Raw genomic sequence first — 22,920 nt, 5'->3', positions numbered from 1 at the left:
CCTTAAAGGATCGGAGAAATCAGCCGCGCGACCCGCATGCCCAGTTGTTGCAGGCGGTGGGTCTGGCGGCTTTCTTCCTTGGCGATTTCCCGGGCCTTGGCGAAGTCGGCTTCCAGCATGTGTTCCACTTCGGTGGCGAAGTCGTCGTCCACCGTCAGCAGCATCACTTCGAAATTCAGGCGGAACGAACGGTTGTCCAGGTTGGCGCTGCCAATGGCGCTGATTTCGTTGTCGATCAGCACCACCTTCTGGTGCAGGAATCCCGGCTGATAGCGGAATACTCGCACCCCGGCGCGCACCGCTTCGAAGGCGTACAGGCTGGAGGCGGCATAGACGATGCGGTGGTCCGGGCGGGCGGGCAGCAGGATGCGCACATCCACGTCCCGCAGCACCGCCAGGCGCAGGGCAGCGAACACCGCCTCATCGGGAATGAAGTACGGGCTGGTGATCCACACCCGCTCGGTGGCCGCGTGGATGGCCTCGACAAAGAACAGCGAGCAGGTTTCGTAGGCATCGGCCGGGCCGCTGGCCAGCAGTTGGCAGAGCACGCCGTCGTCCGGGTAGGTGTCCGGGAGGATCAGCGGCGGCAGTTCCCGGGCGGCCCAGAACCAGTCTTCGGCAAAGGACTCCTGCAGGCAGGCCACCACCGGGCCGCTGACCTGCACGTGGGTATCACGCCAGGGCGCCAGGGGCGGCTTCTTGCCCAGGTATTCGTCGCCGACGTTATGCCCGCCGACGAATCCCAGCATGCCGTCCACCACCACGATCTTGCGGTGATTGCGGAAGTTCACCTGGAAGCGGTTGAGCCAGCCACTGCGGGTGGCGAAGGCGTGCACCTGGACCCCGGCGTCGCGCAGGGTCTGTACGTAGCTGGCGGGCAGGGAGTGGCTGCCGATGCGGTCGTAGAGCAGGTGGATCGACACACCCTCGGCGGCCTTTTCCAGCAGCAGGCGTTGCAGGCGCCGGCCCAGGTCATCGTCGTGGATGATGAAGAACTGGATCAGCACCGCCTTGTGGGAGCGGCGGATGGCGTTGAAGATCGCTTCGAAGGTGGCGTCGCCGTTGACCAGCAGGCGTACCTGATTGTTGGCCAGGCACGGCATGCGCCCCAGCTTGGGCATGGCCCGCAGCGAGGCGTAGGCCTTGGAGGCGCGGGCGGTGAGGGCTTCTTCCACCCAGGGACGCCAGTTCAGCTCATTGATGGCCTTGTGCATTTCCACGTTGGCCTGACGCCGGGCCTGGATGTAGGCGTCGAAGGTACTGCGACCAAACACCAGGTAGGGAATCAGGGTCAGGTAGGGCATGAACAGCAGCGACAGGGCCCAGGCGATGGCGCCCTGGGCGGTCCTGACGGTGAGTACCGCGTGGATCGCGGCGATCAACCCGAGAAAATGCAGCAGTGCGATGAGATAGCCGAAGATGTGCGGGCCAAAATAATCCATGGGGCAGCCTTGCTCCTGAAGATTCAATGCCTAACAGACCATGTTCCACGGTGAATGTCGCTATTTTATTCTGCATGCAACACCGTGCCCCGGCTGAAGTCTAACGGCCACTATTGTCTAGGAGTCATTCGATGAAACTTCGTTTACTGGGTTGGGCCTTGGCGGCGGGGTTGGCGCTTCCGGTGGTGGCGCAGGCGCAGATGCTGCAGCCGGGGTTGTGGGAGCTGACCAGCAGCAACATGAAGATCGACGACCAGAACATGCCGGACCTGTCGCTGATTCTCGGCCAGTTGCAGCAGCAGATGACCCCGCAACAGCGGGCGATGCTGGAGAAACAGGGTGTGACCATGGGCGGCAAGGGGATTCGGGTGTGCCTGACACCGGCCCAGGTGCAGTCGGACACCATCCCGCTGCAGGACCCGCAGTCGGGTTGCCAGCAGCAGGTAACCGAACGCAGTGGCAATCAATGGAAGTTCCGCTTCAGTTGCCCCAAGGCCCAGGGCAATGGAGTGGCCACGTTCATCAGCGATCGTGAGTTCACCACCAACGTGGCCGGCACCTTCAACGCCACCGGCCTGCAGCAGAAGGGCAGCATGGACACCCGCGCCGTGTGGCTGGGCCAGGACTGCGGCACGGTCAAACCCCGCGCCTCCTGACTTTTGGCTGACGCTGACGCTGCCCGTGCCCCGGGCAGCGCCTAGCGCATCCGGGCCAGGGCCTGCTCCAGGCTCAGGCGGCCCAGGTCTTCGCCATTTCGGCTGCGCAGGCTGACGTAGCCCCCGTCCTTTTCCTTTTCCCCGACCACCAGCAGGTAAGGCACTTTCTGCAGGCTGTGTTCGCGAATCTTGTAGCCGATCTTTTCGTTGCGCAGGTCGGCGCTGGCCCGCAGCCCGTGACGGCGCAAGCTGTCGCTGATGGCCCGGGCGTAGTCGGCCTGGGCTTCGCTGATGTTCAGCACCACCGCTTGTTGCGGTGCCAGCCACAGGGGCAGGGCGCCGCCATGGTGTTCCAGGAGAATGCCGATGAAGCGTTCCAGGGAGCCAAACAGCGCCCGGTGCAGCATCACCGGCTGGCAGCGTTCGCCGCGCTCGTCGATGTAGCTGATGGCGAAGCGCTCGGGCAGGTTGAGGTCCACCTGCAGGGTGCCGCACTGCCAGTCGCGACCGATGGCGTCGCGCAGCACGAACTCCAGCTTGGGGCCGTAGAAGGCGCCTTCCCCGGGGTTGATCCGGTAGTCGATGTGCATGCTCTGCAAGGCACCGACCAGGGCCTCTTCCAGCTGGTCCCAGACCTCATCGCTGCCGATGCGGTGGTCGGGGCGGGTCGAGAGCTTCACCGCCACCTGGTCGAAACCGAACTCCTTGTAGACGTCGAATACCAGGGCAATGGTGGCGGCGCATTCGCTTTGCATCTGTTGCGGGGTGCAGAAGATGTGGGCGTCGTCCTGGGTGAAATGGCGCACTCGCAACAGGCCGTGCAGGGCCCCTGAAGGTTCGTAGCGGTGGACTTTGCCGAACTCGGCGATGCGCAGTGGCAGGTCGCGGTAACTCTTGCGGCCATGACCGAAGATCGCCACCGCGCCGGGGCAGTTCATCGGCTTGAGGGCGAAGGTGCGCTGGTCTTGCGTGGTGGTGGTGAACATGTGGTCGCGGTAGTTCTGCCAGTGCCCGGAGGTTTCCCAGAGGCCGCGGTCCATCACGTCGGGGGTGTTCACTTCCTGGTAGCCGGCCTGTTCCTGGCGCCTGCGCATGTAGCCGATCAGTTCCTGGAACAGGGTCCAGCCCTTGGCGTGCCAGAACACCGAGCCCGGCGCGCAGTCGTCGAAATGGAACAGATCCAGCTGCTGGCCGAGCTTGCGGTGGTCGCGCTGTTGCGCCTGTTCCAGGCGCAACAGGTAGGCCTCCAGTTCCGGGCGGGTGCCCCAGCAGGTGCCGTAGATCCGCTGCAGCGGTGCGTTGCGGGCGTCGCCGCGCCAGTAGGCTCCGGCCACCTTGGTCAGCTTGAAGGCGCGCAGTTGGCCAGTGGAACGCAGGTGTGGCCCACGGCACAAATCTTCGAAATCCCCTTGACGGTACAGCGACAGCACAGCATCTGGCGGCAAGTCGCGGATCAGCTCGACCTTGTAGTGCTCGCCCAGGTCGGCGAAATGCTGCAGGGCCTGCTCCCGGGACAATTCCCGGCGGCGCACCGAATGATTGGTGGCGGCCAGGCTATGCATGCGCGCCTCGATCAGTTCCAGGTCCTCTGGGGTGAAGGGGCGCTCGTAGGCGAAGTCGTAGAAGAAGCCATCCTCGATCACCGGGCCGATGGCCACCTGCGCCGAGGGGAACAGCTGTTTCACCGCCATCGCCAGCAGGTGCGCGCAGGAGTGGCGCAGTACTTCCAGGCCCTCGGGGTCGCGGGCGGTGACGATGCTCAAGCGGGCGTCGCTGTGCAACAGGTAGTCACAGTCCACCAGTTGGCCGTTCACTCGCCCGGCCACGGCGGCCTTGGCCAGGCCGCTGCCGATGCTGGCGGCCACCTCGAAAACGGACAACGGCTGGTCATACTCACGGCACGCGCCATCAGGCAGGGTGATGCGGATCATCTTCGGTGGTCCTTGGTGTCGGGCTATTAACGGGTGAAGCGCAGGGGCAGGCCCTGACAGTCGTCGTACAGGCGGCCCTGGTGCCAGGCGAGCTGGCCCGACACCAGGGTGCTGCTGACGCTGTGGCGAAAGCGCTGGCCGGCAAAGGGCGTCCAGCCGCAGTGGGCGAGGATCGGCTGGCTGTCCACGGCCAGGCCTGTGGGCTCGGCGCGGACCAACACCAGGTCGGCCCAGTAGCCTTCGCGCAGGTAGCCGCGATCGGGAATGGCGAACAGGTCGGCGACTCGGTGGCTGGTTTTTTCCACCAGGGTGGCCAGGGGCAGCACCCGGTCGGCCACCAGTTCCAGCAGCGCTGGCAATGCATGCTGCACCAGCGGCAGGCCGGAGGGCGCGCGGCTGTAAGGCAGCTGTTTCTGCTCCCAGGTATGGGGCGCGTGGTCGGTGCCGATGACATCCAGGCGCTGGCTGTTCAGGGCCTGGCGCAGGGCATCGCGATCGGCCTGGGTCTTGATCGCCGGGTTGCATTTGATCAGGTGGCCGAGGCGCGGGTAGTCGCGGTCATCGAACAGCAGGTGATGCACGCAGACCTCGGCGGTGATGCGCTTTTGCGCCAGGGGCCGGTCCTCGAACAGCGCCAGCTCCCGGGCACTGGTCAGGTGCAGTACGTGCAGGCGAGTGCCGTGTTTCTTCGCCAGCTCCACCGCCAGGGATGAGGAGCGAAAGCAGGCCTCGGCATCGCGGATGTGCGGGTGGGCGGCGGCGGGAATCTGCTCGCCATAGAGTTGCAGCCAGCGCTGTTGCCGGGCCTGGATGCTGGGGGTGTGTTCGCAGTGGGCCAGGAGCAGGGTCGGCACCTGGCGGAACAGCCGGTCCAGCACCTCGGGATCGTCCACCAGCATGTTGCCGGTGGAGGCCCCCATGAACACCTTGACCCCGGCCACCTCCGTGGGGTCCAGGGCGGCGACGAGGTCGAGGTTGTCGTTGCTGACCCCGAAGTGAAAGCCATAGTTGGCCACCGAAACGCTCGCTGCGCGGCGCTTCTTGTCGTTCAGGGCGGCAAGATCCAGGGTCGCCGGCGAGGTGTTGGGCATGTCCATGAAGCTGGTGATGCCACCGGCCACCGCGGCCCGCGACTCGCTGTACAGGCTGCCCTTGTCCGGCGCGCCGGGGTCGCGAAAGTGCACCTGGTCGTCGATCATGCCCGGCAGCAGCCACTGGCCGCGGGCGTCGATTTCGATCTCGGCGCTGAGGTGGTCCAGGCTGCCGATGGTGTCGATGCGCCCGTGCGCCACCAGCACGTCGGCGTCGAATTCGCGCCCTTCGTTCACCAGGCGGGCGTTGCGGATGAGGATTCGGCTCATGCTCAAAACTCGTTCTGCAGGGCCTTGTAGCCACGCACCAGGTCGACGTTGGTGCGCGCCACGTCTTCGGAAAACTCCGAAGCGCTGACACTCACGGGAGGGAACTGCGCCAGGTCGGTCTTGGGCCCGATGCGGGTGGTGGAGGGCACGTAGAAACCCGGCGGCAGGTCGCGGCCATCCACCACGGAGTTGTGTCGAACCACGCTGCCGTCGCCCACTTCGCAGTTGAACAGCACGCTGTTGAAACCGATGAACACTCGGTCGCCGACCACGCAGGGGCCATGGACGATGGAGCGGTGGGCGATGGAAGTGTGCTGGCCGATGGTCACCGCCGCGCCGGATTTGGAGTGGATCACCACGCCATCCTGGATGTTCGAGTTGGCGCCGATGGTGATGGCTTGCATCTGGCCGTCGGCGTCCACTTCGTCGGCGCGGATCACCGCGTACGGGCCGACGAAGACGTTGTCGCCGATCACTACCTTGCCGCAGATGATGGCCGTCTTGTCGACGTAGGCGGATTCGGCGATCACGGGCAGATCGCCGGAGGGGTTTTTACGAATCATGGCGCGAGTCCTTCAAGGGGGAACTGATGACTTCCACCGCGCCATCGCGAATGGCGTTGTAGAAACAGTTGGGGCGCCCGGTGTGGCAGGCCGGTCCTTGCTGATCCACTAGCAGCAGCACGGCATCGCCGTCGCAGTCCAGGCGCGCTTCGATCAGGCGCTGGCGATGCCCGGAGCTTTCGCCCTTGCGCCACAGGCACCGACGCGAGCGCGACCAGTAGCAGGCCTGGCCGCTGGCCAGGGTTTCGCCCAGGGCCTGGCGGTTCATCCAGGCCAGCATCAGCACCTCGCCGCTGTCGTGCTGCTGGGCAATGGCGGCGATCAGGCCGTCGCTGTTCCAGGGCAGGGCGTCGAGCACCGCGGTCAAGGCCCAGCGGCTGCCCTGGGGCGCGGCTTCCAGATCCAGCAGCGACAGCGGTGGGCGGCGGATCATGGTCGGCTCAGGGCCTGGTACAGGGTGTCGAGGTTGTATTCGAACAGGCCGGTGAAGGTACTGGCCGGACCGCTGGCCGAGAGCGCATCGGAGTACAGGGTGCCGCCGATATGGGCGCCGCTTTCGTCGGCGATCTGCTTGAGCAGGCGGGCGTCCTTGATGTTCTCCATGAACACTGCCTTGACCTTGGCGTTGCGGATCTGGGTAATCAGTGCAGCCACTTCGGCGGCTGAAGGTTCACGCTCGGTGGACAGGCCCTGGGGCGCCATGAAGTCGATACCGTAGGCCTGGCCCAGGTAGCCGAAGGCGTCGTGGGAGGTGACGATCTTGCGGTTGCCCGGGGGCAGGGAACCGAGCTTGGCCTTGGCCTCGGCCAGCAGGCGATAGATCTGTTTCAGGTAGGCCTGGCTGTTGCGCTGGTAGTCGGCCTGGTGGGCCGGGTCGGCAGCGATCAGCGCCTTGGTGATGTTGCTCACATAGAGCTCGCTGTTGGCCAGGTTGTGCCAGGCATGAGGGTCGGGAACGCTTTCGCCGTCTTCCTCCAGGGTGCGTGGAATAACCCCGCGGCTGGCAGTGACGACCTGCGCCTGGGTGGCGGTGCTGGCCACCAGGCGGTCCAGCCAGGGTTCGAAACCCAGGCCATTCTTGATGATCAGCCGGGCCTTGAGCAGGGCCTTGGCGTCATCCGGGCTCGGCTCGTAGGTGTGGGCATCCTCGTCGGCACCCACCAGGTTGGTGATGTACACATGCTCACCGCCGACCTGGCGGGTCATGTCGGCGAGGATGCTGAAGCTGGTGACCACCGCCAGCTTGTCCGCCGCCTGGGCAGTAGGCAGCGACAAGGGCAACAGCAGGCTGAACAGCACGAGTAGAGCGCGCATCGGGAAACACCTCATGGGGATGTGAGCAAAGGTGGGCGGTGCAGCAAGCCGTGCACCGGACCGAACACCACGGACAGCAGGTACAGGCCGCCGGCCACCAGCACGATGGCCGGGCCGCTGGGCAGCGAGTAGTGGAACGACAGCAGCAGGCCGAGCCACACCGAGAGGCAGCCAAACAGCGCGGCGATGCCGATCAGGGCGGGCAGGCGTCGGCTCCAGAAACGTGAGGCGGCGGCCGGCAGCATCATCAGGCCCACCACCATCAGCGCGCCGATGGCCTGGAAACCTATCACCAGGTTGAGCACCACCAGGGTCAGGAACAGGCCGTGGGCCAGGGGGCCGAGGCGGCTGACGTTGTGCAGGAACAGCGGGTCGAGGGTGTCCAGCAGCAGGGCTTTGTAGATCAGCGCCATGGCCAGCAGGCTGAAGAGCGAGACCAGCAGCATGCCGTTCAGGGTCGTGCCATCCACCGCCAGGGCCGAGCCGAACAGCAGGTGCAAGAGGTCCAGGCGCTTGCCCGCCAGCCCGAGGATCAGCACGCCGCTGGCCAGGGAAATGGGGTAGATGGCGGCGATGCTGGCGTCTTCCCGCAGGCCGGTGCGCCGGGTGATCCAGGCGGCCAGCCCGGCCATGCCCAACCCGGCACCGAGGCCGCCCAGGGTCAGCGCCGGCAGGCTGAGCCCGGCGAACCAGAAGCCCAGGGCGGCGCCCGGGAGAATGCCGTGGGCCACGGCGTCACCGATCAGGCTCATGCGCCGCAGGATCAGGAACACCCCCAGGGGTGCGGTGCTGCAGGCCAGCAGCAGGCCGCCGAGCAGGGCCCGGCGCATGAACTGGAATTCGCTGAACGGCTGCCAGAAATGTGCGGCGAAGTGCATCAAGCCACCTGCGCGCAGGATTGTGGGGCGATCAGCTCCAGGCTGGAGCCGAATACACAGCCACTGCTTTTTACCAGCAGGGTCTGGGGGATGTGCTGGCGCACGGCGGTCAGGTCATGGCAGACCACCACCAGGGTCCGGCCCTGAGCGTGCCAGTTGTATAAATGGCGCCAGAGCAGGGCCTGGCCGGTTTCGTCGAGGGCGGCGTGGGGCTCGTCCAACAGCAGCAAGGGGGCTTCGGTCAGGCTCAATCGGGCGAGCAGGGCGCGTTGCAATTCACCACCGGAAAGGGCCATCAACGGGCGCTTTTCCAGGCCGCTCAGGCGCCAGTCTTCGAGTACCCTGTGCAGCTTTTCTGCCCTGACCCTGGCCGGTTCACGCTTGCCCCAGAAGCCGCCGGCCACCAGTTCTTCCAGGCTGATGGGGAACTGTCGATCCAGGTGTTGCTGCTGCGGCAAGAAGGACAAGCCGCCTCGGGCAGTGCCGAGGTGGATCTTGCCCGCGAGTGGTTTCTGCAGCCCGGCGATGACTTTCAACAAGCTGCTCTTGCCCGATCCGTTGGCGCCAATGATCGCGCTCAGGCTGGCCCTGGGCAGGTGCAGATCCAGGGCTGGAGTCAGGGGTTGCCCCGGAGCGCCCCAACGCAGGTGTTCGCAGCGGATCATCAGGCCTCCCAGTTCCAGCGGCTTTCGGCCACGGCGTCATGGGCATGCAGGCTTTCGGCGTGCACGACCCGCAATTGAAAGGCGTTGATTCCGGGGGAACGGCGCAGGGCTAGGTTCAGGCGGCGGGCGGCGTCTTCGCAGAACATCAGGTTCTGCCCGTTGGCCAGGGCGAAGGCCTGCTCGTCGGCACGCTTGACCGCGGTTTGCACGGCGGTGCCCAGGGCGTTTTCCGCATCGTTGATCAGGGCAATCAACGGCAGTTCGTCGATGAAGTCATCCAGGCGCAGATGCAATGCCGCGTTGCTGCGCTGGCTATGGGGCGTCGCGACGATGCCTTGGGGCGAGCCCAGCCAGGCCAGGACGTCGGCGTGTTGCAACGGCCGGTTGGCAAAATCTTCGATGAACTGCTGCTGGATCAACTGCCGCGCCAGCGCCGCCGAACAGGGGCAAGTGGAGGAATAAGGCACGTCGATTTTTAGTTCCACGTGGAACATCGCGTTTTTCAGCCGCGCTTCGATACTCAGCGGGTAGCTTTTCCAGCCGGCCAACGGGCTGACCAAGGCCGGGCGTTTCAACAGTAGATCCAACTGAATGCGCAGGTAGGCGCTGTGGGCCAGGCCTTCATGGCTATCGAGAAAACGCTGCAAGATCCGCCGGAGCAGAGCGGGGGTGAGGTTCTCCTGTTCCAGCATTTCCAGGGCCAGATACAGGCGTGACATGTGAATGCCCCGGGCCTCGCCATCGTCGAGGCTGACACCGGCATCGGCCTTGGCTGCGCTTGGCTGGTTGTTGATCACTACAGGTAAGGCAATGCCGCACATGCCCACCCATTCCAGGGGCAAGGCTTGGCGTGAGGCCTGCGCGGCGATATCCGGCAGAGTCAGCGCGTTCATGAACAGGTCCGTCGTGGGAAGTGATTTCACATGTTATATTATAACAATACGTTCGACGGGAAATTTTTCCTCGACGGTTGTTCATCTTGTCTTGTGAGTAGGGACGCTCCTTTTTTCGCGGTATTTGCCATGCACAGACGTCAATTGCTCAACCTGCTGTTGGCCGGTACGGCCCTGATGTTTCCCTGGAGTGTCTGCGCCGCGCAGATCCGCAACGCACGATTGTGGAAGGACGCAGAAAAGTTGCGGCTGGTGCTCGATCTGAGCGGCCCGGTGCAATACAAGACCTTCAGCTTGAGTGCCCCGGAGCGCTTGATCATCGACTTGAACGGCGCGCACCTGAGCGGTGATTTCAGCCAGCTGGCCCTGGCCAACACGGTGATCCGCGCCATTCGTTCCGGGCACTTCGGCCAGGGCGATACGCGGATCGTCCTCGACCTGCGCGAGCCGGTGCAGCTCCACAGTTTTCTCCTGCCGCCCCAGGATGGCCAGGGCCATCGGCTGGTGCTGGATCTGTCCAAGGCCACCAGGCAGCCCCTGCCGATCGCTGCGGCCGCCGCGCCGCTGGCCAAGCCCGAGGCCACGACAGGCAAGCCCCATCCCAAGCGCGACATCATCGTGGTAGTAGACCCCGGCCATGGCGGCAAGGACCCGGGCGCCGTGGGGGCCAAGGGCGAACGGGAGAAGGATGTGGTGCTGGCCATCGCCCGCCTGCTGGCCAAGCGGCTCAAGCGCGAGAAGGGTTTCGACGTGAAGCTGGTGCGCAACGATGATTTCTTCGTGCCGCTGCGCAAACGCGTGGAGATTGCCCGCAAGCACCAGGCCGACATGTTCATCTCGGTGCATGCCGATGCCGCGCCGCGGCTTACCGCATCCGGCGCATCGGTGTACGCCCTGTCCGAAGGTGGCGCCACCTCGGCCACCGCGCGCTTGATGGCCCAGCGGGAAAACGGCGCCGACCTGCTGGGGGCGACGACGCTGCTCAACCTCAAGGACAAGGATCCGATGCTGGCGGGGGTGATTGTCGACATGTCGATGAACGCCACCATCGCCGCCAGCCTGCAATTGGGCGGGACTGTGCTGCAGAGCCTGTCGGGCATTACCACCCTGCATCAGAAGCGTGTGGAACAGGCCGGTTTTGCGGTGCTCAAGTCACCGGACGTGCCGTCGATCCTGGTGGAAACCGGCTTCATCTCCAACAGCCGCGACAGCCAGCGCCTGGTCACCGCGCGCCACCAGCAGGCGATTGCCGATGGCCTGTTCAACGGCCTGCAGCGCTACTTCGAGAAAAACCCACCGGTTAACAGCTACATGGCCTGGCTCCAGGAAACCAAGAACAACCGCCCCGCCTGAACGCCGACCTGCAGGAGCCGGCTTGCCGGCGAAGAGGCCGGTGAATGGGGTGGCTGAGGATGTCTTCGCTGGCAAGCCAGCTCCTACGCAGGCGGTACGGGAAAGGGAGCTAGCAGCCGCTGATGCGGCTGCAGGTGAACTGCCCGCGGCTGCCGCCGGAGCTGGAAAAGCGGTTGCGCGTGGTCCAGCCCACGCGCTGGCTGTAGCCCACCCAGGCCTCGCCGTCGGAGGCCAGGCCGGTGAAGAACGTCAGCTGCCCGTAGCGGCTGTTGGTCTGCGCCCAATAGCGCTTGCCGATCACCTCGAAGCCGCGCAGGTAGGTGGTGCTGCCGGCCGTGGCGACGCTGTAGGCGTTGCCCAGCGGGTCGACGCAGGCCAGCAGAGTGGCGCTGCGGGTGCAGGTGGCCAGGGTACTGGGCACCGCCGCGCTGGCGTGACCAGCCAGCAGCAACAGGCCTGAAAGCAGGGTGGGCAGGACAGGGCGCATGGCGATTCTCGTGACGACAGGGGCGCAGCATCGCGCCCTTCGTCGTGGGCGGCAAGGGAAGGTTGGCTAATTTGTGTTGTTATAATATAACATAAAAACACAGCCTGACCCGTGACTCGCCATGACTGAACAAGACCTTCTCGCCCAACCCGAGACGCACTACATGAACGAAGCCCAGCAGGGCTTCTTTCGCCAGCTGCTGCTGGCCCAGCGCAGTGATCTGCAGGAGCGCATTGCCGGCGAGTTCGACCAGCTGCGCGAGCAGGAACCCCACAGCGACCCCGCCGACATCGGCAGTGCCGAAGAGCAGCGCCAGTGGCAACTGCGCCTGCTGGAGCGGGAAAAGAAGCTCCTGGACAAGATCGACGAAGCCCTGGAGCGCCTGGCCCGTGGCGAATACGGCTGGTGCCGCGACACCGGCGAGCCCATCGGCCTCAAGCGCCTGCTGCTGCGGCCCACCGCCACCCTGTGTATCGAAGCCAAAGAACGCCAAGAGCTGCGCGAACGCCATCAACGGGCGCTTTGACCCAGCCGCGATCCTGATGAGGAACAACCCATGACCGACCGTCTCCCCGTTACCGTGCTGTCCGGCTTTCTCGGCGCCGGCAAAAGCACCTTGCTCAATCACATCCTGCGCAACCGCGACCACCTGCGGGTAGCGGTGATCGTCAACGACATGAGCGAAATCAACATCGATGGCAGCGAAGTGCAGCGCGATGTCAGCCTCAACCGCGCCGAAGAAAAACTGGTGGAAATGAGCAACGGCTGCATCTGCTGCACCCTGCGCGAAGACCTGCTGGAGGAAGTGGGCAAGCTGGCCCGCGACGGGCGCTTCGACTACCTGCTGATCGAATCCACCGGGATTTCCGAGCCGCTGCCGGTGGCGGAAACCTTCACCTTTCGCGATGAATCCGGCCAGAGCCTGGCGGATATCGCCCGGCTCGACACCATGGTCACGGTGGTCGACGGCATGAATTTCCTGCTGGACTACCAGGCCGCGCACAGCCTGGCTTCCCGGGGCGAAACCCTGGGCGAAGACGATGAACGTTCCATCAGCGACCTGCTGATCGAACAGGTGGAGTTCGCCGACGTGATCCTGGTCAGCAAGATCGACCTGATCAGCAGCGACCAGCGCCAGGAACTGCTGGCCATCCTCAAGAGCCTCAATGCCCAGGCCGAGATCGTGCCCATGGTCATGGGCCAGGTACCGCTGGCGAAAATCCTCGACACCGGGCGCTTCGATTTCGAGCGCGCGGCCCAGGCTCCGGGCTGGCTGCGGGAGTTGCGCGGCGAGCATGTGCCGGAAACCGAGGAGTACGGCATCGCTTCCACCGCCTACCGGGCGCGGCGGCCGTTCCATCCCCAGCGCTTCTTCGACTTCATCAACCGGCCCTGGGTCAACGGCAAGCTGCTGCGCTCCAAGGGCTTCTTCTGGCTGGCCAGCAAGTACCAGGAAGCCGGCAGCTGGTCCCAGGCCGGTGGCCTGATGCGCCATGGCTTTGCCGGGCGCTGGTGGCGCTTCGTGCCTAAGCAGCACTGGCCCCAGGACGAAGAAGGCACCGCGGCGATCATGCACAACTGGACCGCGGCCACCGGCGATTGCCGCCAGGAACTGGTGTTCATCGGCCAGAACATCGACTTCACCCGGCTTTGCACGGAGCTCGACCTGTGCCTGCTGGATGACGATGAAATGGCCCTCGGCGTCGAGGGCTGGAGCCTGCTGAACGATCCCTTTGGCCCCTGGCATGACGAGGAAGCGGCCTGATGCTGACCCTGAACTTGCCGGTAACTCCACTGGCCAATCCGCCCAGATGGCTGCTGCTGCCGAGCGTGACCGCGCCGGTCTCTCGCCGCCAGGCCATCGGCAGCACCCCGGCGGTGCTCGCCCAGGTGCTGGAGGATGAGGTCAATCTCGGCCTCTGGCAGCGCCAGTTGCCGGCCCACATCGCCGATTTCGCCGAGTTGCTGCTGTCCCTGGACCAGCCGCTGGCCGAATCCCTGTCCCTGGAACTGCCCGACGAAGACGCGCAACCCAATCTGCGCGGCCTGGCTTCGGGGTTCAGTGATCTGCAGGGTTATGAAGGCTTTATCGCCGATGTTGCCTGGCTGGTCAGCGCTTTTGCCTGCCTGCTCGGGGCCAGGCGCGTCGGGCTGCGCCTGCGGGTCCTGGACAAGGCCATGTGCCCGCGGTTTCACGTGGACCATGTACCGGTGCGGCTGATTACCACCTACGCCGGAGCCGGCAGCGAATGGCTGCGCGAAGGCGCCATGGACCGCAGGAAACTGGGGCAGGCCGAGGGCGAACCACGGGACCCGGCACAGATCCAGCAGATCGCCAGCGGCGACGTGGCGCTGTTCAAGGGCGAGAAATGGCACGGCAACGAAGGCTTTGGCCTGATCCACCGCTCGCCGCAGCCAGCGCCAGGGGAACGCCGGCTGATCCTCACCCTCGATTGGCTGGGTTGACCTAGGCCCGTGTAGCCGCTTGCCGAGCCTGGGCAGAGGTCCGCAGGACCTTCAGCGCTCCCAAGAGCGGCGTCGAATCGAGCGGATTTTCGCCCAGGGCGGGAAGGGCGTAGCATCACCTCACAGGTTTCCCGGACCCATTTCCATGCTGCAGAACATCCCCACCCACGTGATCGCCGGCCCCCTGGGCGCCGGCAAGACCAGCCTGATTCGCCATCTGCTGAGCCAGCGCCCGGCCGCTGAGCGCTGGGCAGTGCTGATCAACGAGTTTGGCCAGATCGGCCTGGACGCGGCCTTGCTGACCCGCGACGAAGATGGCATCGCCCTGGGCGAAGTGGCCGGCGGCTGCCTGTGCTGCGTCAACGGTGCACCGTTCCAGGTGGGCCTGGGCCGCCTGTTGCGCAAGGCCCGGCCGGACCGCCTGCTTATCGAGCCCTCGGGCCTCGGCCACCCGGCCCAATTGCTCAAGCAGTTGAATGAAGCGCCCTGGAAGGGCGTGCTGGCGGTGCAACCCTGCGTGCTGGTCCTGGATGCCCAGGCGCTGGCCGCTGGCAAGCCGTTGCCCCGGGCACAGCAGGATGCGCTGTCCAGCGCCGGCCTGCTGGTACTGAACAAGGACGAACTGCTCAGCGACAGCGACAGGTTGCGGGTGCTGGAGCAATTGCCGGACCTTCCCTTGTTCTGGACCCGCCATGCCGCCTTGCCCCTGGCCGAGCTGCCGGGCCTGGGAGCCAGCGCCGAAGCGGCCCTGGAGCAGTCGGACATTCCCCAGGGCCTGGCCCAGTTGCCGGCCGTGTGGAGCGATCCGGCGCTGCCGATCTGCCTCAGCCAGTCCCAGGAGGATGGCTGGAGCATCGGCTGGCGCTGGCACCCCAGCCAGCAGTTCGATCTGGTCCGGGTCGAGCACTGGCTGCAGAACCTCGACTGGCGCCGGGCCAAGCTGGTGCTCCACAGTGATCAAGGCTGGCGGTCGGGCAACGGGCTGGATAATTCACCGCTGAACTGGCTGCCCAGCGAATGGCGCCGGGATTCGCGCCTGGAACTGATCTTCAGTAGCCCTCAGGATATTGCCGTCCTGCAGGCCAGTCTCGATGCCTGTCGCCTGTAGGAAACGGCGTGCACGCCGCTCTTACGGCTTGAACTTGCGATGTTCCTCGCGCCACTGGCTCAGCTCGATCACCTCGGCACTGGGCAGGGGCTCCTTGGCTTCGAACGGGTAGGGCGCCAGCTCGATATGGGCGCTGTGGGCGCCGAACTGGGTGATGGTCCCGGCATGACGGGTTTCCCCAGTCACGGTGAACTCGAAGTTGTAGACCCGCGCCAGGCGCCGCCGGCCATTGCCATCCTTGACGAAACCGATGCGCTTGAGCGCCACGTTACCGTCCAGCAACTCGATGTCGAGCCGCGCGCAGTGCTGCTTGACCCGCTCCAGGGCCCGTTCGCGCAGGCCGTGGTTGTGCCACAGCCAGGCAGCAGCGGTTGCCAGCAGCATCAGCACAAAGATGTTTCCAAGGGTCAGCATGAAGGTTTGCTCCAACGAGGTGGCGTCAGCTTAACTGCGACTCCGGTCTGTCGTACAGGCTGCGTTTAGTCGCATACTGCGCGGCTTGAATTCCACCGGTTTTATGGAAAATCCTGCATGAAACGTACGCCCCACCTGCTTGCGATCCAGTCCCATGTGGTTTTCGGCCACGCCGGCAACAGTGCCGCGGTATTCCCCATGCAGCGGGTCGGGGTGAATGTCTGGCCGCTGAATACGGTGCAGTTCTCCAACCACACTCAGTATGGTCAGTGGGCCGGGGAAGTGCTGGCGCCACAGCAGATTCCCGAGCTGGTGGAAGGCATTGCCGCCATCGGCGAGCTGGGCAACTGCGACGCGGTGCTGTCCGGCTACCTGGGCAGCGCGGCCCAGGGCCGGGCGATCCTCAGCGGTGTGGCGCGGATCAAGGCGGTCAATCCCAAGGCCCTGTACTTGTGTGACCCGGTGATGGGCCACCCGGAGAAGGGCTGCAGCGTGCCGGCTGAAGTCAGCGACTTCCTGCTGGACGAGGCCGTGGCCATGGCGGATTTTCTCTGCCCCAACCAGCTGGAGCTGGACAGCTTCTGCGGGCGCAAGCCGCAATCGCTGTTCGACTGCCTGGGCATGGCCCGGTCGCTGCTGGACAAGGGCCCCCGGGCGGTGCTGGTCAAGCACCTGGACTACCCGGGCAAGCTGGCGGACGGTTTCGAGATGCTGCTGGTGACCGCTGATGGCAGCTGGCACCTGCGCCGTCCATTACTGGCGTTCCCGCGCCAGCCGGTGGGGGTGGGCGACTTGACCTCAGGCCTGTTCCTGGCCCGGGTATTGTTGGGGGACAGCCTGGTGGCGGCCTTCGAATTCACCGCCGCGGCGGTGCATGAAGTACTGCTGGAAACCCAGGCCTGCGCCAGTTACGAGCTGGAGCTGGTGCGCGCCCAGGACCGCATCGCCCACCCACGGGTGCGCTTCGAGGCCACGCCGATCGGCTTCTGAGGCGGGCTCAGGCCTGCTCGGAAAACTGCACGGTCGGCGCGGGCTGGTGAAAGCCCCGGGTGTGTATGCCCAGGTACAGCAGGCCCAGGGCGAACCAGGCCAGGCCGATGCCCAGGGTCAGGGCCGAAAGGCTGGTCCACAGCCAGGCGATCAGGGCAAAGCCGATCAACGGCAGCAGGCCGTACTGCAACAGCCGTGCGGTGCTGCGCGGCTGGCCCTGGCCCAGGTGACTCTTGATCACCGCCAGGTTGACCACCGAGAACGCCACCAGTGCACCGAAGCTGATCATCGACGCCAGGGTGGTGAGGTCGATGACCACCGCCAGCAATGACACCAGCGACACCAGGACAATGGCCACCACCGGGGTCTTGTAGCGCTCGGACAGGGTACCGAACACCCGACGTGGCAGGATGCCGTCACGGCCCATGCTGAACAGAATGCGCGATACCGAGGCCTGGGATGCCAGGGCCGAACCGGCGGCACCGGCGACATAGGTGGCGGTGAAGAACATCTCCAGGAAGCGTCCGCCGGCGTGCAGCATGACCTCGCTGGCCGCCGAGTCGGCGTCCTTGAAACTGCTGCCGGGGAACGCCAGCTGGCTGGTCATGGCCAGCAGGATGAACAACAGGCCGGCGCCCAGGGTGGTGATGACGATTGCCCGGGGGATGTCCCGGCGCGGATCGCGGGTTTCCTCGGCCAGGGTCGACACCGCGTCAAAGCCCAGGAACGACAGGCACAGCACCGCGGCCCCGGCCATCAGCGGCAACAGCCCATCCTGGCTGCCATCGCCGACCCAGGGTGCGCTCAGGTCCAGGCTCTCGGCCCCTGCCAACTGGCGGACCACCAGGGCCACGAACACCACCACGAAGACCATCTGCGCGCAGACGATCAGGTTGCTCATGCTCGATACCGAGCCGATGCCGCGGATATTCAGCAGCGTCACCAGGCTGATGGTCGCCACCACGAAGACCCAGGCCGGCACGGCGGGGAAGGCCAGGTTGAGGAACAGGCCGATTACCAGGTAATTGATCATCGGCAGGAACAGGTAATCCAGCAGCAGCGACCAGCCGGCAAGGAAGCCGATGCCCGGGCCGAAACTGAGGCTGGCGTAGGAATAGGCTGAGCCGGCAATGGGGTATTTCTTGACCATTACGCTGTAGGAAAGGGCGGTGAAGATCATCGCCAGCAGGGTGATCACATAGGCTGCGGCGGTGCGCCCGCCGGTGAGTTGGGTGACCACGCCGTAGGTGGTGAAGACGGTCAGCGGGACCATGTACACCAGGCCGAAGAACACCAGGGCCGGCAGGCCGAGGATGCGCCGCAGCGAGGTGCCCTGGGCACTGTGGGTGAAGCTGCCATCGAGGCTGGCGTTATGGGCGGACGCAGGGGGGGTGCTGGAAAGAGCATTGGCGCTGGGCATTTTTATTGTTCTCACGCGTTCGTTGGCTCGAAGGCTCCCCGGGCGGGGAGTGCGTTTGTGCCTTGCCCTTCGATTCTGGCAGCGGTGCCCTGGGGGCATAACTCTCGATGTGGTCAAAAAGGGATGGATCTGGCCATTCAGGATGACCGCAGAAGCCTGCTGGCGGGTGTTGGAGTGTGGCGGCGGAGCGCTGGAAGCTCTGGAGGGGGGAGGACCGTCCGTGGCCCTGCTGAATCAGCGGTGCAGCTTGAGCATCAAGGGCCGTCGGCCTTGATTTCCCGGTAGCGCTGTTCCAGTTCCTGGCGGATCTGCCGGCGCTGCCGGGCCTGGATAAAGCGTCGCTTGCCGTCGGCGGTTTCCGGCTGCAGCGGCGGCACCTGGGCCGGCTTGCGCTGGTCGTCCACCGCCACCATGGTGAAGAAGCAGCTGTTGGTGTGGCGCACCGAACGCTCGCGGATATTCTCGGTGACCACCTTGATGCCCACCTCCATGGAGGTGTTGCCGGTGTAGTTGACCGAGGCCAGGAAGGTCACCAGCTCGCCGACATGGATCGGCTCGCGGAAGATCACCTGGTCCACCGACAGGGTCACCACGTAGCGGCCGGCGTAACGGCTGGCGCAGGCATAGGCGACTTCATCGAGGTACTTGAGCAAGGTGCCGCCGTGGACATTGCCAGAGAAATTGGCCATGTCAGGGGTCATCAATACCGTCATCGACAGTTGGGCGTTTCCGGGTTCCATAGCACGCTCACGGTTCTGGGCAGGGGTTGCTGGAGCACCTCTGCGGGTGCTGGCTCCAAAGGGTTTTCAAACCATCGATAACGGGACGCCGGGCCGGGCCACGTCGTCACGCCCTGGTGGATCTGTTTCCTAATATTGCACCGCCTTCCTGCCGGAAGTCGCGGTGTTAACCTGCAAAACACCCGTTCCAGGGCATTTTCCGCTTCTATTTTGGATATTTCCTTCTACTGATCAGAACATTCTTTTTAGGCGATCACCCCCGCCCAGCATTCCAAGGAGAGCCCCGGCCATGCATGCCATCAGCTTCATTCAGGACCTGGCCGTGATCATGCTGGTCGCAGGCGTGGTGACCATCCTCTTCCATCGCCTCAAGCAGCCTGTCGTGCTGGGCTACATAGTCGCCGGCTTCATCATCGGCCCTCACACTCCGCCTTTCGGGCTGATCCACGACGAACAGACCATCAAGACCCTGGCCGAGCTGGGGGTGATTTTCCTGATGTTCTGCCTGGGGCTGGAATTCAGCCTGCGCAAGCTGTTCAAGGTCGGGGCCACGGCCTTTATCGCGGCGTTCCTGGAAATCGTCCTGATGATCTGGATCGGCTACGAGATCGGCCGCTGGTTCGGCTGGAGCACCATGGATTCGCTGTTCCTCGGGGCGATCCTGGCCATTTCCTCCACCACCATCATCGTCAAGGCGCTCAATGACCTGAAGATGAAGAACGAGCGCTTCGCCCAGCTGATCTTCGGCGTACTGATCGTCGAGGACATCCTCGGCATCGGCATCATCGCCTTGCTGTCGAGCATCGCGGTCAGCGGTACGGTGAGTTCCGGCGAGGTGTTCTCCACCGTCGGCAAGCTTTCGCTGTTCATGATCGTGGCGCTGGTGATCGGCATCCTGCTGGTGCCGCGCCTGCTGGCCTACGTGGCCAGGTTCGACAGCAACGAGATGCTGCTGATCACCGTGCTGGGGCTGTGTTTCGGCTTCTGCCTGCTGGTGGTCAAACTGGAGTACAGCATGGTCCTGGGGGCCTTCCTGATCGGTGCGATCATGGCCGAGTCCCGCCAGTTGCTGAAGATCGAGCGGTTGATCGAACCGGTTCGCGACCTGTTCAGCGCAATCTTCTTCGTCGCCATCGGCCTGATGATCGACCCGCAGATCCTCCTGCAATACGCCTGGCCGATTGCCGTGATCACGGTGGCGGTGGTGCTGGGCAAGATGCTGTCCTGCGGCATGGGGGCCTTTATCGCCGGCAATGATGGACGCACCTCACTGCGGGTAGGCATGGGCCTGTCACAGATTGGCGAATTTTCCTTCATCATCGCCGCACTGGGCATGACCCTGCAGGTCACCAGCGACTTCCTCTACCCGGTAGCGGTGGCGGTGTCCGCCATCACCACCTTGCTCACGCCCTACCTGATCCGTGCCGCGGACCCGCTATCGCTGAAGCTGGCAGGGATCCTGCCCAAGCGCCTGAGCCGGGTACTGGGCATGTATGGCGAGTGGTTGCGCAGCATCCAGCCCCAGGGCGAGGGCGCGCTGCTGGCGACGATGATCCGCAAGATCCTGCTGCAAGTGGGGGTGAACCTGGCGCTGGTGGTGGCGATCTTCTTTTCCGGTGGCTATTTCGCCAAGCGCATTGGCACCTACCTGGAAGATTGGGTCAGTGAGCCGAGCTGGCAGAAAGCCTTGATCTGGGGCGGGGCGCTGCTGCTTTCGCTGCCGTTCCTGATTGCTGCCTATCGCAAGCTCAAGGCACTGTCGATGTTGCTGGCGGAGATGGGGGTCAAGCCGGAAATGGCCGGGCGCCATACCCAGCGAGTGCGTCGGGTGATCGCCGAGGTGATCCCGATCCTGTCGCTGCTGGTGATTTTCCTGCTGCTGGCGGCGCTTTCGTCGAGCATCCTGCCGACCCTGGAACTGTTGGTGTTGATCGCCGTAGTGGCGGCGGCGGTGGCCGCGGTCCTGTGGCGCTGGTTCATCCGTGTGCATACGCGGATGCAGGTGGCGCTGATCGAAACCTTCGACCACAGCAAGGACAACAGTGGGCATTGACCTTGCCGCTCGCCGGCAGGGTGCCGGCGAGCTGTTTCAGTCGCCGCGGTGCACGCGGCCGCGGCGGCGTCTCAGCTTTCCAGCCAGACGTCCCGCGCCCAGTGCCACACCGATTCCCAGGATTCTTCGGTGATCAGCTCTTCTTCGCCGGACCACAGCACCACGGTGCCGTCTTCCTCGACGCAGTAGTAATCGTCGCCGTCCTGGCAGATCGGGATCAGCTCGCGCGGCACGCCCATGTCCCAGGCGGTCGCCGCCACTTCCGGCAGGTAGGTATGGGATTGCGGATCGGTGACGGTCACAGGTTCCAGGCTGCCGTAAACCACGTCGCTGACCGTCAACAGGAACTCCTTGAAGACGAACGGGATATTGATGAACAGCTGTTCTTCAATTTCCACCAGTTGGTCTTCGTCCGGCAGTTCCAGGGGGACGGGTACCGGTTCGTTGGCTTCCCGGAGTTGTTCGATGACTTCTTCCACGGCCTGGGTCCTCTTAGCTCTATGGCGCGGTTGTTTGACGGCGGTTTATACAGTAGCTCGCTATAAGTGCAATCGTGAAATGCAAAACCCCGACCTGAGTCGGGGTTTTGCCTTACAGCTGTGACAGCAGAATGAATCAGCCGTTCTGGCGGATACCTGCTACCAGCCATGGCTGGTTGTCGCCCTGGGCGCGTTCCATGTTCCAGCTTTCGCTGAACACTTCGCCCTGGTCGAAGCGCGAGGTCTTCGACACACCGCTGAAGGTCAGGGTGGCGATGGTCTTGTCGGCACGGTCATCCACGCCTTCGAGCTGCACTTGCAGGTTGTCGATGTAGGTCGACTGGAAGCCGTCGCCCAGATCGGCACGTTCCTGTTTCAGGAACTGCAGCATCTGTGGGGTCACGAACTCGGCGATCTTGTCCATTTCGTTGGCGTCCCAGTGTTGCTGCAGGGACTGGAAGTGGCTGCGCGCCGCTTCAATGAAGCGCTCTTCATTGAACCAGGCCGGTGCGTTGATTACCGGACGCGCGGCAGGCGCTGGCGAACCACCGAAGATCGAACCGCCGGCAGGCTGCTGGGGCTCGAAGGCTTCGCGCTGCATCGGCGCGTGGCCGGCTGGAGCGTATTGCTCCTGCTGCTTGCGGCGACGAGCGGCGATGAAGCGGAAGATCACGAAGGCGATGACCGCCATGATCAGGATGTCGAAGATCTGCATGCCCTGGAAGCCGCCGCCCATGAACATGGAGGCCAGCAGGCCACCGGCAGCGATGCCGGCCAGAGGGCCGAGCCAGCGCGAAGCACCGCCGGCCTTGGCAGCAGCGCCCGCGGCACCGGCTGCGCCCGCGGTGGCTGCAGCGGCGGGAGCGCCCGGAGCGGTTGGCGCCGCCTGGCGGGTTTGGTGGGTCGGGGCAGCGCCGACGCTTTTGCCGCCACCAAAGCGCTTGGCGTTGGCGTCGAGGCTCATCGTCAGGCCGATGCACAGCGCCATGGCGATGCTAAGAAAACGTTTCATAAAGGGGGTTCCCATTTGTGGATGGCACGCGCGCCATATTGCACAGGTGAAGTGTCAGTGGCGAGCGGCATAATGTTTCGGGCTTTTGCCTGACAGCCTCGGTTCAGCTTCGCCAGGCGTCATGCTCGCCGATAGGTTTTTGGTCCCCGCAGACCTGGCTCTGGTTCAACCCGAAAGCCGTTAGCGGCGTAGTGCCAGTAGCACCACACCTGCGGTGATCAAGCCGATTCCGCTCCACTGCCGCAGGTCGAGCTTCTCTCCCAGCAGGCACACGCCGATGATCGCGACGAACACCACGCTGAGCTTGTCCACCGGTGCCACCAATGAAGCGGGGCCGAGTTTCAAGGCGCGGAAATAGCACAGCCAGGATGCGCCCGTGGCCAGCCCGGACAGCAGCAGGAACAGGTAGCTTTTGGGAGAAATCGATCCCAGGGACTGATATTGGCCCGTTGCATACAAAATCAAGGCCAGGCTGACCAGTACCACCACGGTGCGCAGCAGGGTGGCGAAGTCTGAATTGACGTTTTCTATCCCCACTTTGGCGAAGATCGCCGTCAAGGCAGCGAAAATTGCCGACAACAGGGCCCAGAATGTCCACGAGGAAAAAAAGCCTGTGCCCATGTTCACGCTTCCCTTTCTGCACCGACCTGTAGGAGCCGGCTTGCCGGCGAAGAGGCCCTTGAGCCGGTCTTCGC

Annotated in this window: 24 protein-coding genes; 8 read left to right on the top strand and 16 right to left on the bottom strand. The window is 64.5% G+C overall.

What is annotated here, in order from left to right:
• Positions 1-2: 2 nt before the first annotated feature.
• Positions 3-1,442 (bottom strand): cardiolipin synthase, encoded by a 1,440-nt coding sequence (cls, locus tag M2395_RS26005; protein ID WP_011064351.1) that lies wholly within the window; start codon positions 1,440-1,442, stop codon positions 3-5.
• A gap of 131 nt (positions 1,443-1,573) precedes the next feature.
• Between cls and M2395_RS26000 the strand changes: the two genes are divergently transcribed.
• On the top strand, positions 1,574-2,098 hold the full coding sequence (locus tag M2395_RS26000; protein WP_011064350.1) for a DUF3617 domain-containing protein: 525 nt from the start codon (positions 1,574-1,576) through the stop codon (positions 2,096-2,098).
• A 41-nt stretch (positions 2,099-2,139) separates the two neighbouring features.
• Here M2395_RS26000 and thrS read toward each other — a convergent pair whose 3' ends face one another.
• The 8 genes from thrS to folE2 are packed head-to-tail and all read right to left on the bottom strand — an operon-like array spanning position 2,140 to position 9,703.
• Positions 2,140-4,029 carry a threonine--tRNA ligase gene (gene thrS, locus M2395_RS25995; protein WP_077934973.1) on the bottom strand — a complete coding sequence of 630 codons (1,890 nt, stop codon included), beginning with the start codon at positions 4,027-4,029 and terminating at the stop codon, positions 2,140-2,142.
• 26 nt (positions 4,030-4,055) lie between these two features.
• Complete coding sequence (locus M2395_RS25990) at positions 4,056-5,390, bottom strand: dihydroorotase (protein WP_072451910.1); 1,335 nt, start codon at positions 5,388-5,390, stop codon at positions 4,056-4,058.
• A 2-nt stretch (positions 5,391-5,392) separates the two neighbouring features.
• Positions 5,393-5,953, bottom strand: coding sequence for a DapH/DapD/GlmU-related protein (locus tag M2395_RS25985; protein ID WP_053154732.1), 561 nt, complete (start codon positions 5,951-5,953; stop codon positions 5,393-5,395).
• On the bottom strand, positions 5,943-6,386 hold the full coding sequence (gene hisI / locus M2395_RS25980; protein ID WP_019093405.1) for a phosphoribosyl-AMP cyclohydrolase: 444 nt from the start codon (positions 6,384-6,386) through the stop codon (positions 5,943-5,945). Before hisI ends, M2395_RS25985 begins: the two co-directional genes overlap by 11 nt.
• On the bottom strand, positions 6,383-7,267 hold the full coding sequence (locus M2395_RS25975) for a metal ABC transporter substrate-binding protein (RefSeq protein WP_053160522.1): 885 nt from the start codon (positions 7,265-7,267) through the stop codon (positions 6,383-6,385). Before M2395_RS25975 ends, hisI begins: the two co-directional genes overlap by 4 nt.
• A gap of 11 nt (positions 7,268-7,278) precedes the next feature.
• Positions 7,279-8,145 (bottom strand): metal ABC transporter permease, encoded by an 867-nt coding sequence (locus M2395_RS25970; protein WP_077934972.1) that lies wholly within the window; start codon positions 8,143-8,145, stop codon positions 7,279-7,281.
• On the bottom strand, positions 8,145-8,810 hold the full coding sequence (locus M2395_RS25965; RefSeq protein ID WP_077934971.1) for a metal ABC transporter ATP-binding protein: 666 nt from the start codon (positions 8,808-8,810) through the stop codon (positions 8,145-8,147). Before M2395_RS25965 ends, M2395_RS25970 begins: the two co-directional genes overlap by 1 nt.
• Positions 8,810-9,703 (bottom strand): GTP cyclohydrolase FolE2, encoded by an 894-nt coding sequence (gene folE2 / locus M2395_RS25960; RefSeq protein ID WP_015637546.1) that lies wholly within the window; start codon positions 9,701-9,703, stop codon positions 8,810-8,812. Before folE2 ends, M2395_RS25965 begins: the two co-directional genes overlap by 1 nt.
• A gap of 129 nt (positions 9,704-9,832) precedes the next feature.
• On the opposite strand from folE2, the gene M2395_RS25955 reads away from it, so the two are divergent.
• Positions 9,833-11,056: an N-acetylmuramoyl-L-alanine amidase gene (locus M2395_RS25955; RefSeq protein ID WP_123431139.1), complete on the top strand. Its 1,224-nt coding sequence runs from the start codon at positions 9,833-9,835 to the stop codon at positions 11,054-11,056.
• Between the two features lie 109 nt (positions 11,057-11,165).
• Here the strand turns inward: M2395_RS25955 and M2395_RS25950 are convergent, their stop codons facing one another.
• Positions 11,166-11,543, bottom strand: a complete 378-nt coding sequence (locus M2395_RS25950; RefSeq protein WP_015637544.1) for a hypothetical protein — start codon at positions 11,541-11,543, stop codon at positions 11,166-11,168.
• Between the two features lie 121 nt (positions 11,544-11,664).
• Here M2395_RS25950 and dksA point away from each other — a divergent pair, with 121 nt between their 5' ends.
• From dksA to M2395_RS25930, 4 genes are all read left to right on the top strand, one after another.
• Positions 11,665-12,069, top strand: coding sequence for an RNA polymerase-binding protein DksA (gene dksA, locus M2395_RS25945; RefSeq protein ID WP_011064339.1), 405 nt, complete (start codon positions 11,665-11,667; stop codon positions 12,067-12,069).
• 30 nt (positions 12,070-12,099) lie between these two features.
• Positions 12,100-13,308, top strand: a complete 1,209-nt coding sequence (gene zigA, locus M2395_RS25940) for a zinc metallochaperone GTPase ZigA (protein ID WP_123431138.1) — start codon at positions 12,100-12,102, stop codon at positions 13,306-13,308.
• Entirely contained in the window at positions 13,308-14,009 is a 702-nt protein-coding gene (locus M2395_RS25935; protein ID WP_123431137.1) for a DUF1826 domain-containing protein, read from the top strand. Before zigA ends, M2395_RS25935 begins: the two co-directional genes overlap by 1 nt.
• Before the next feature lie 145 nt (positions 14,010-14,154).
• A complete protein-coding gene (locus tag M2395_RS25930) occupies positions 14,155-15,117 on the top strand; it encodes a GTP-binding protein (RefSeq protein ID WP_015637541.1) in 963 nt (320 codons plus the stop codon).
• A 21-nt stretch (positions 15,118-15,138) separates the two neighbouring features.
• Here the strand turns inward: M2395_RS25930 and M2395_RS25925 are convergent, their stop codons facing one another.
• Complete coding sequence (locus tag M2395_RS25925; RefSeq protein ID WP_015637540.1) at positions 15,139-15,531, bottom strand: DUF3301 domain-containing protein; 393 nt, start codon at positions 15,529-15,531, stop codon at positions 15,139-15,141.
• A gap of 117 nt (positions 15,532-15,648) precedes the next feature.
• Between M2395_RS25925 and pdxY the strand changes: the two genes are divergently transcribed.
• Positions 15,649-16,521: a pyridoxal kinase PdxY gene (gene pdxY / locus M2395_RS25920; RefSeq protein WP_015637539.1), complete on the top strand. Its 873-nt coding sequence runs from the start codon at positions 15,649-15,651 to the stop codon at positions 16,519-16,521.
• Positions 16,522-16,528: 7 nt separating this feature from the next.
• Here pdxY and M2395_RS25915 read toward each other — a convergent pair whose 3' ends face one another.
• Together M2395_RS25915 and M2395_RS25910 are read right to left on the bottom strand one after the other, a co-directional pair.
• Entirely contained in the window at positions 16,529-17,941 is a 1,413-nt protein-coding gene (locus M2395_RS25915) for an APC family permease (RefSeq protein WP_123431136.1), read from the bottom strand.
• A 254-nt stretch (positions 17,942-18,195) separates the two neighbouring features.
• Entirely contained in the window at positions 18,196-18,681 is a 486-nt protein-coding gene (locus M2395_RS25910; RefSeq protein WP_011064332.1) for an acyl-CoA thioesterase, read from the bottom strand.
• A gap of 289 nt (positions 18,682-18,970) precedes the next feature.
• Between M2395_RS25910 and M2395_RS25905 the strand changes: the two genes are divergently transcribed.
• Positions 18,971-20,734, top strand: coding sequence for a cation:proton antiporter (locus M2395_RS25905; RefSeq protein WP_053154707.1), 1,764 nt, complete (start codon positions 18,971-18,973; stop codon positions 20,732-20,734).
• Between the two features lie 71 nt (positions 20,735-20,805).
• On the opposite strand, the gene M2395_RS25900 is transcribed toward M2395_RS25905, so the two are convergent.
• The 3 genes from M2395_RS25900 to M2395_RS25890 all read right to left on the bottom strand — a co-directional run bounded on the left by M2395_RS25900 (position 20,806) and on the right by M2395_RS25890 (position 22,846).
• Complete coding sequence (locus tag M2395_RS25900) at positions 20,806-21,213, bottom strand: SMI1/KNR4 family protein (protein WP_011064330.1); 408 nt, start codon at positions 21,211-21,213, stop codon at positions 20,806-20,808.
• Between the two features lie 136 nt (positions 21,214-21,349).
• Positions 21,350-22,225 (bottom strand): Tim44 domain-containing protein, encoded by an 876-nt coding sequence (locus M2395_RS25895; protein WP_011064329.1) that lies wholly within the window; start codon positions 22,223-22,225, stop codon positions 21,350-21,352.
• Positions 22,226-22,405: 180 nt separating this feature from the next.
• Entirely contained in the window at positions 22,406-22,846 is a 441-nt protein-coding gene (locus M2395_RS25890; RefSeq protein WP_011064328.1) for an EamA family transporter, read from the bottom strand.
• Between the last annotated feature and the right edge of the window lie 74 nt (positions 22,847-22,920).

The organism is Pseudomonas sp. BIGb0176 (assembly GCF_024810175.1).
Taxonomy (GTDB): Bacteria; Pseudomonadota; Gammaproteobacteria; order Pseudomonadales; family Pseudomonadaceae; genus Aquipseudomonas; species Aquipseudomonas protegens.
This window is presented reverse-complemented; position numbering and strand designations above follow the sequence as displayed.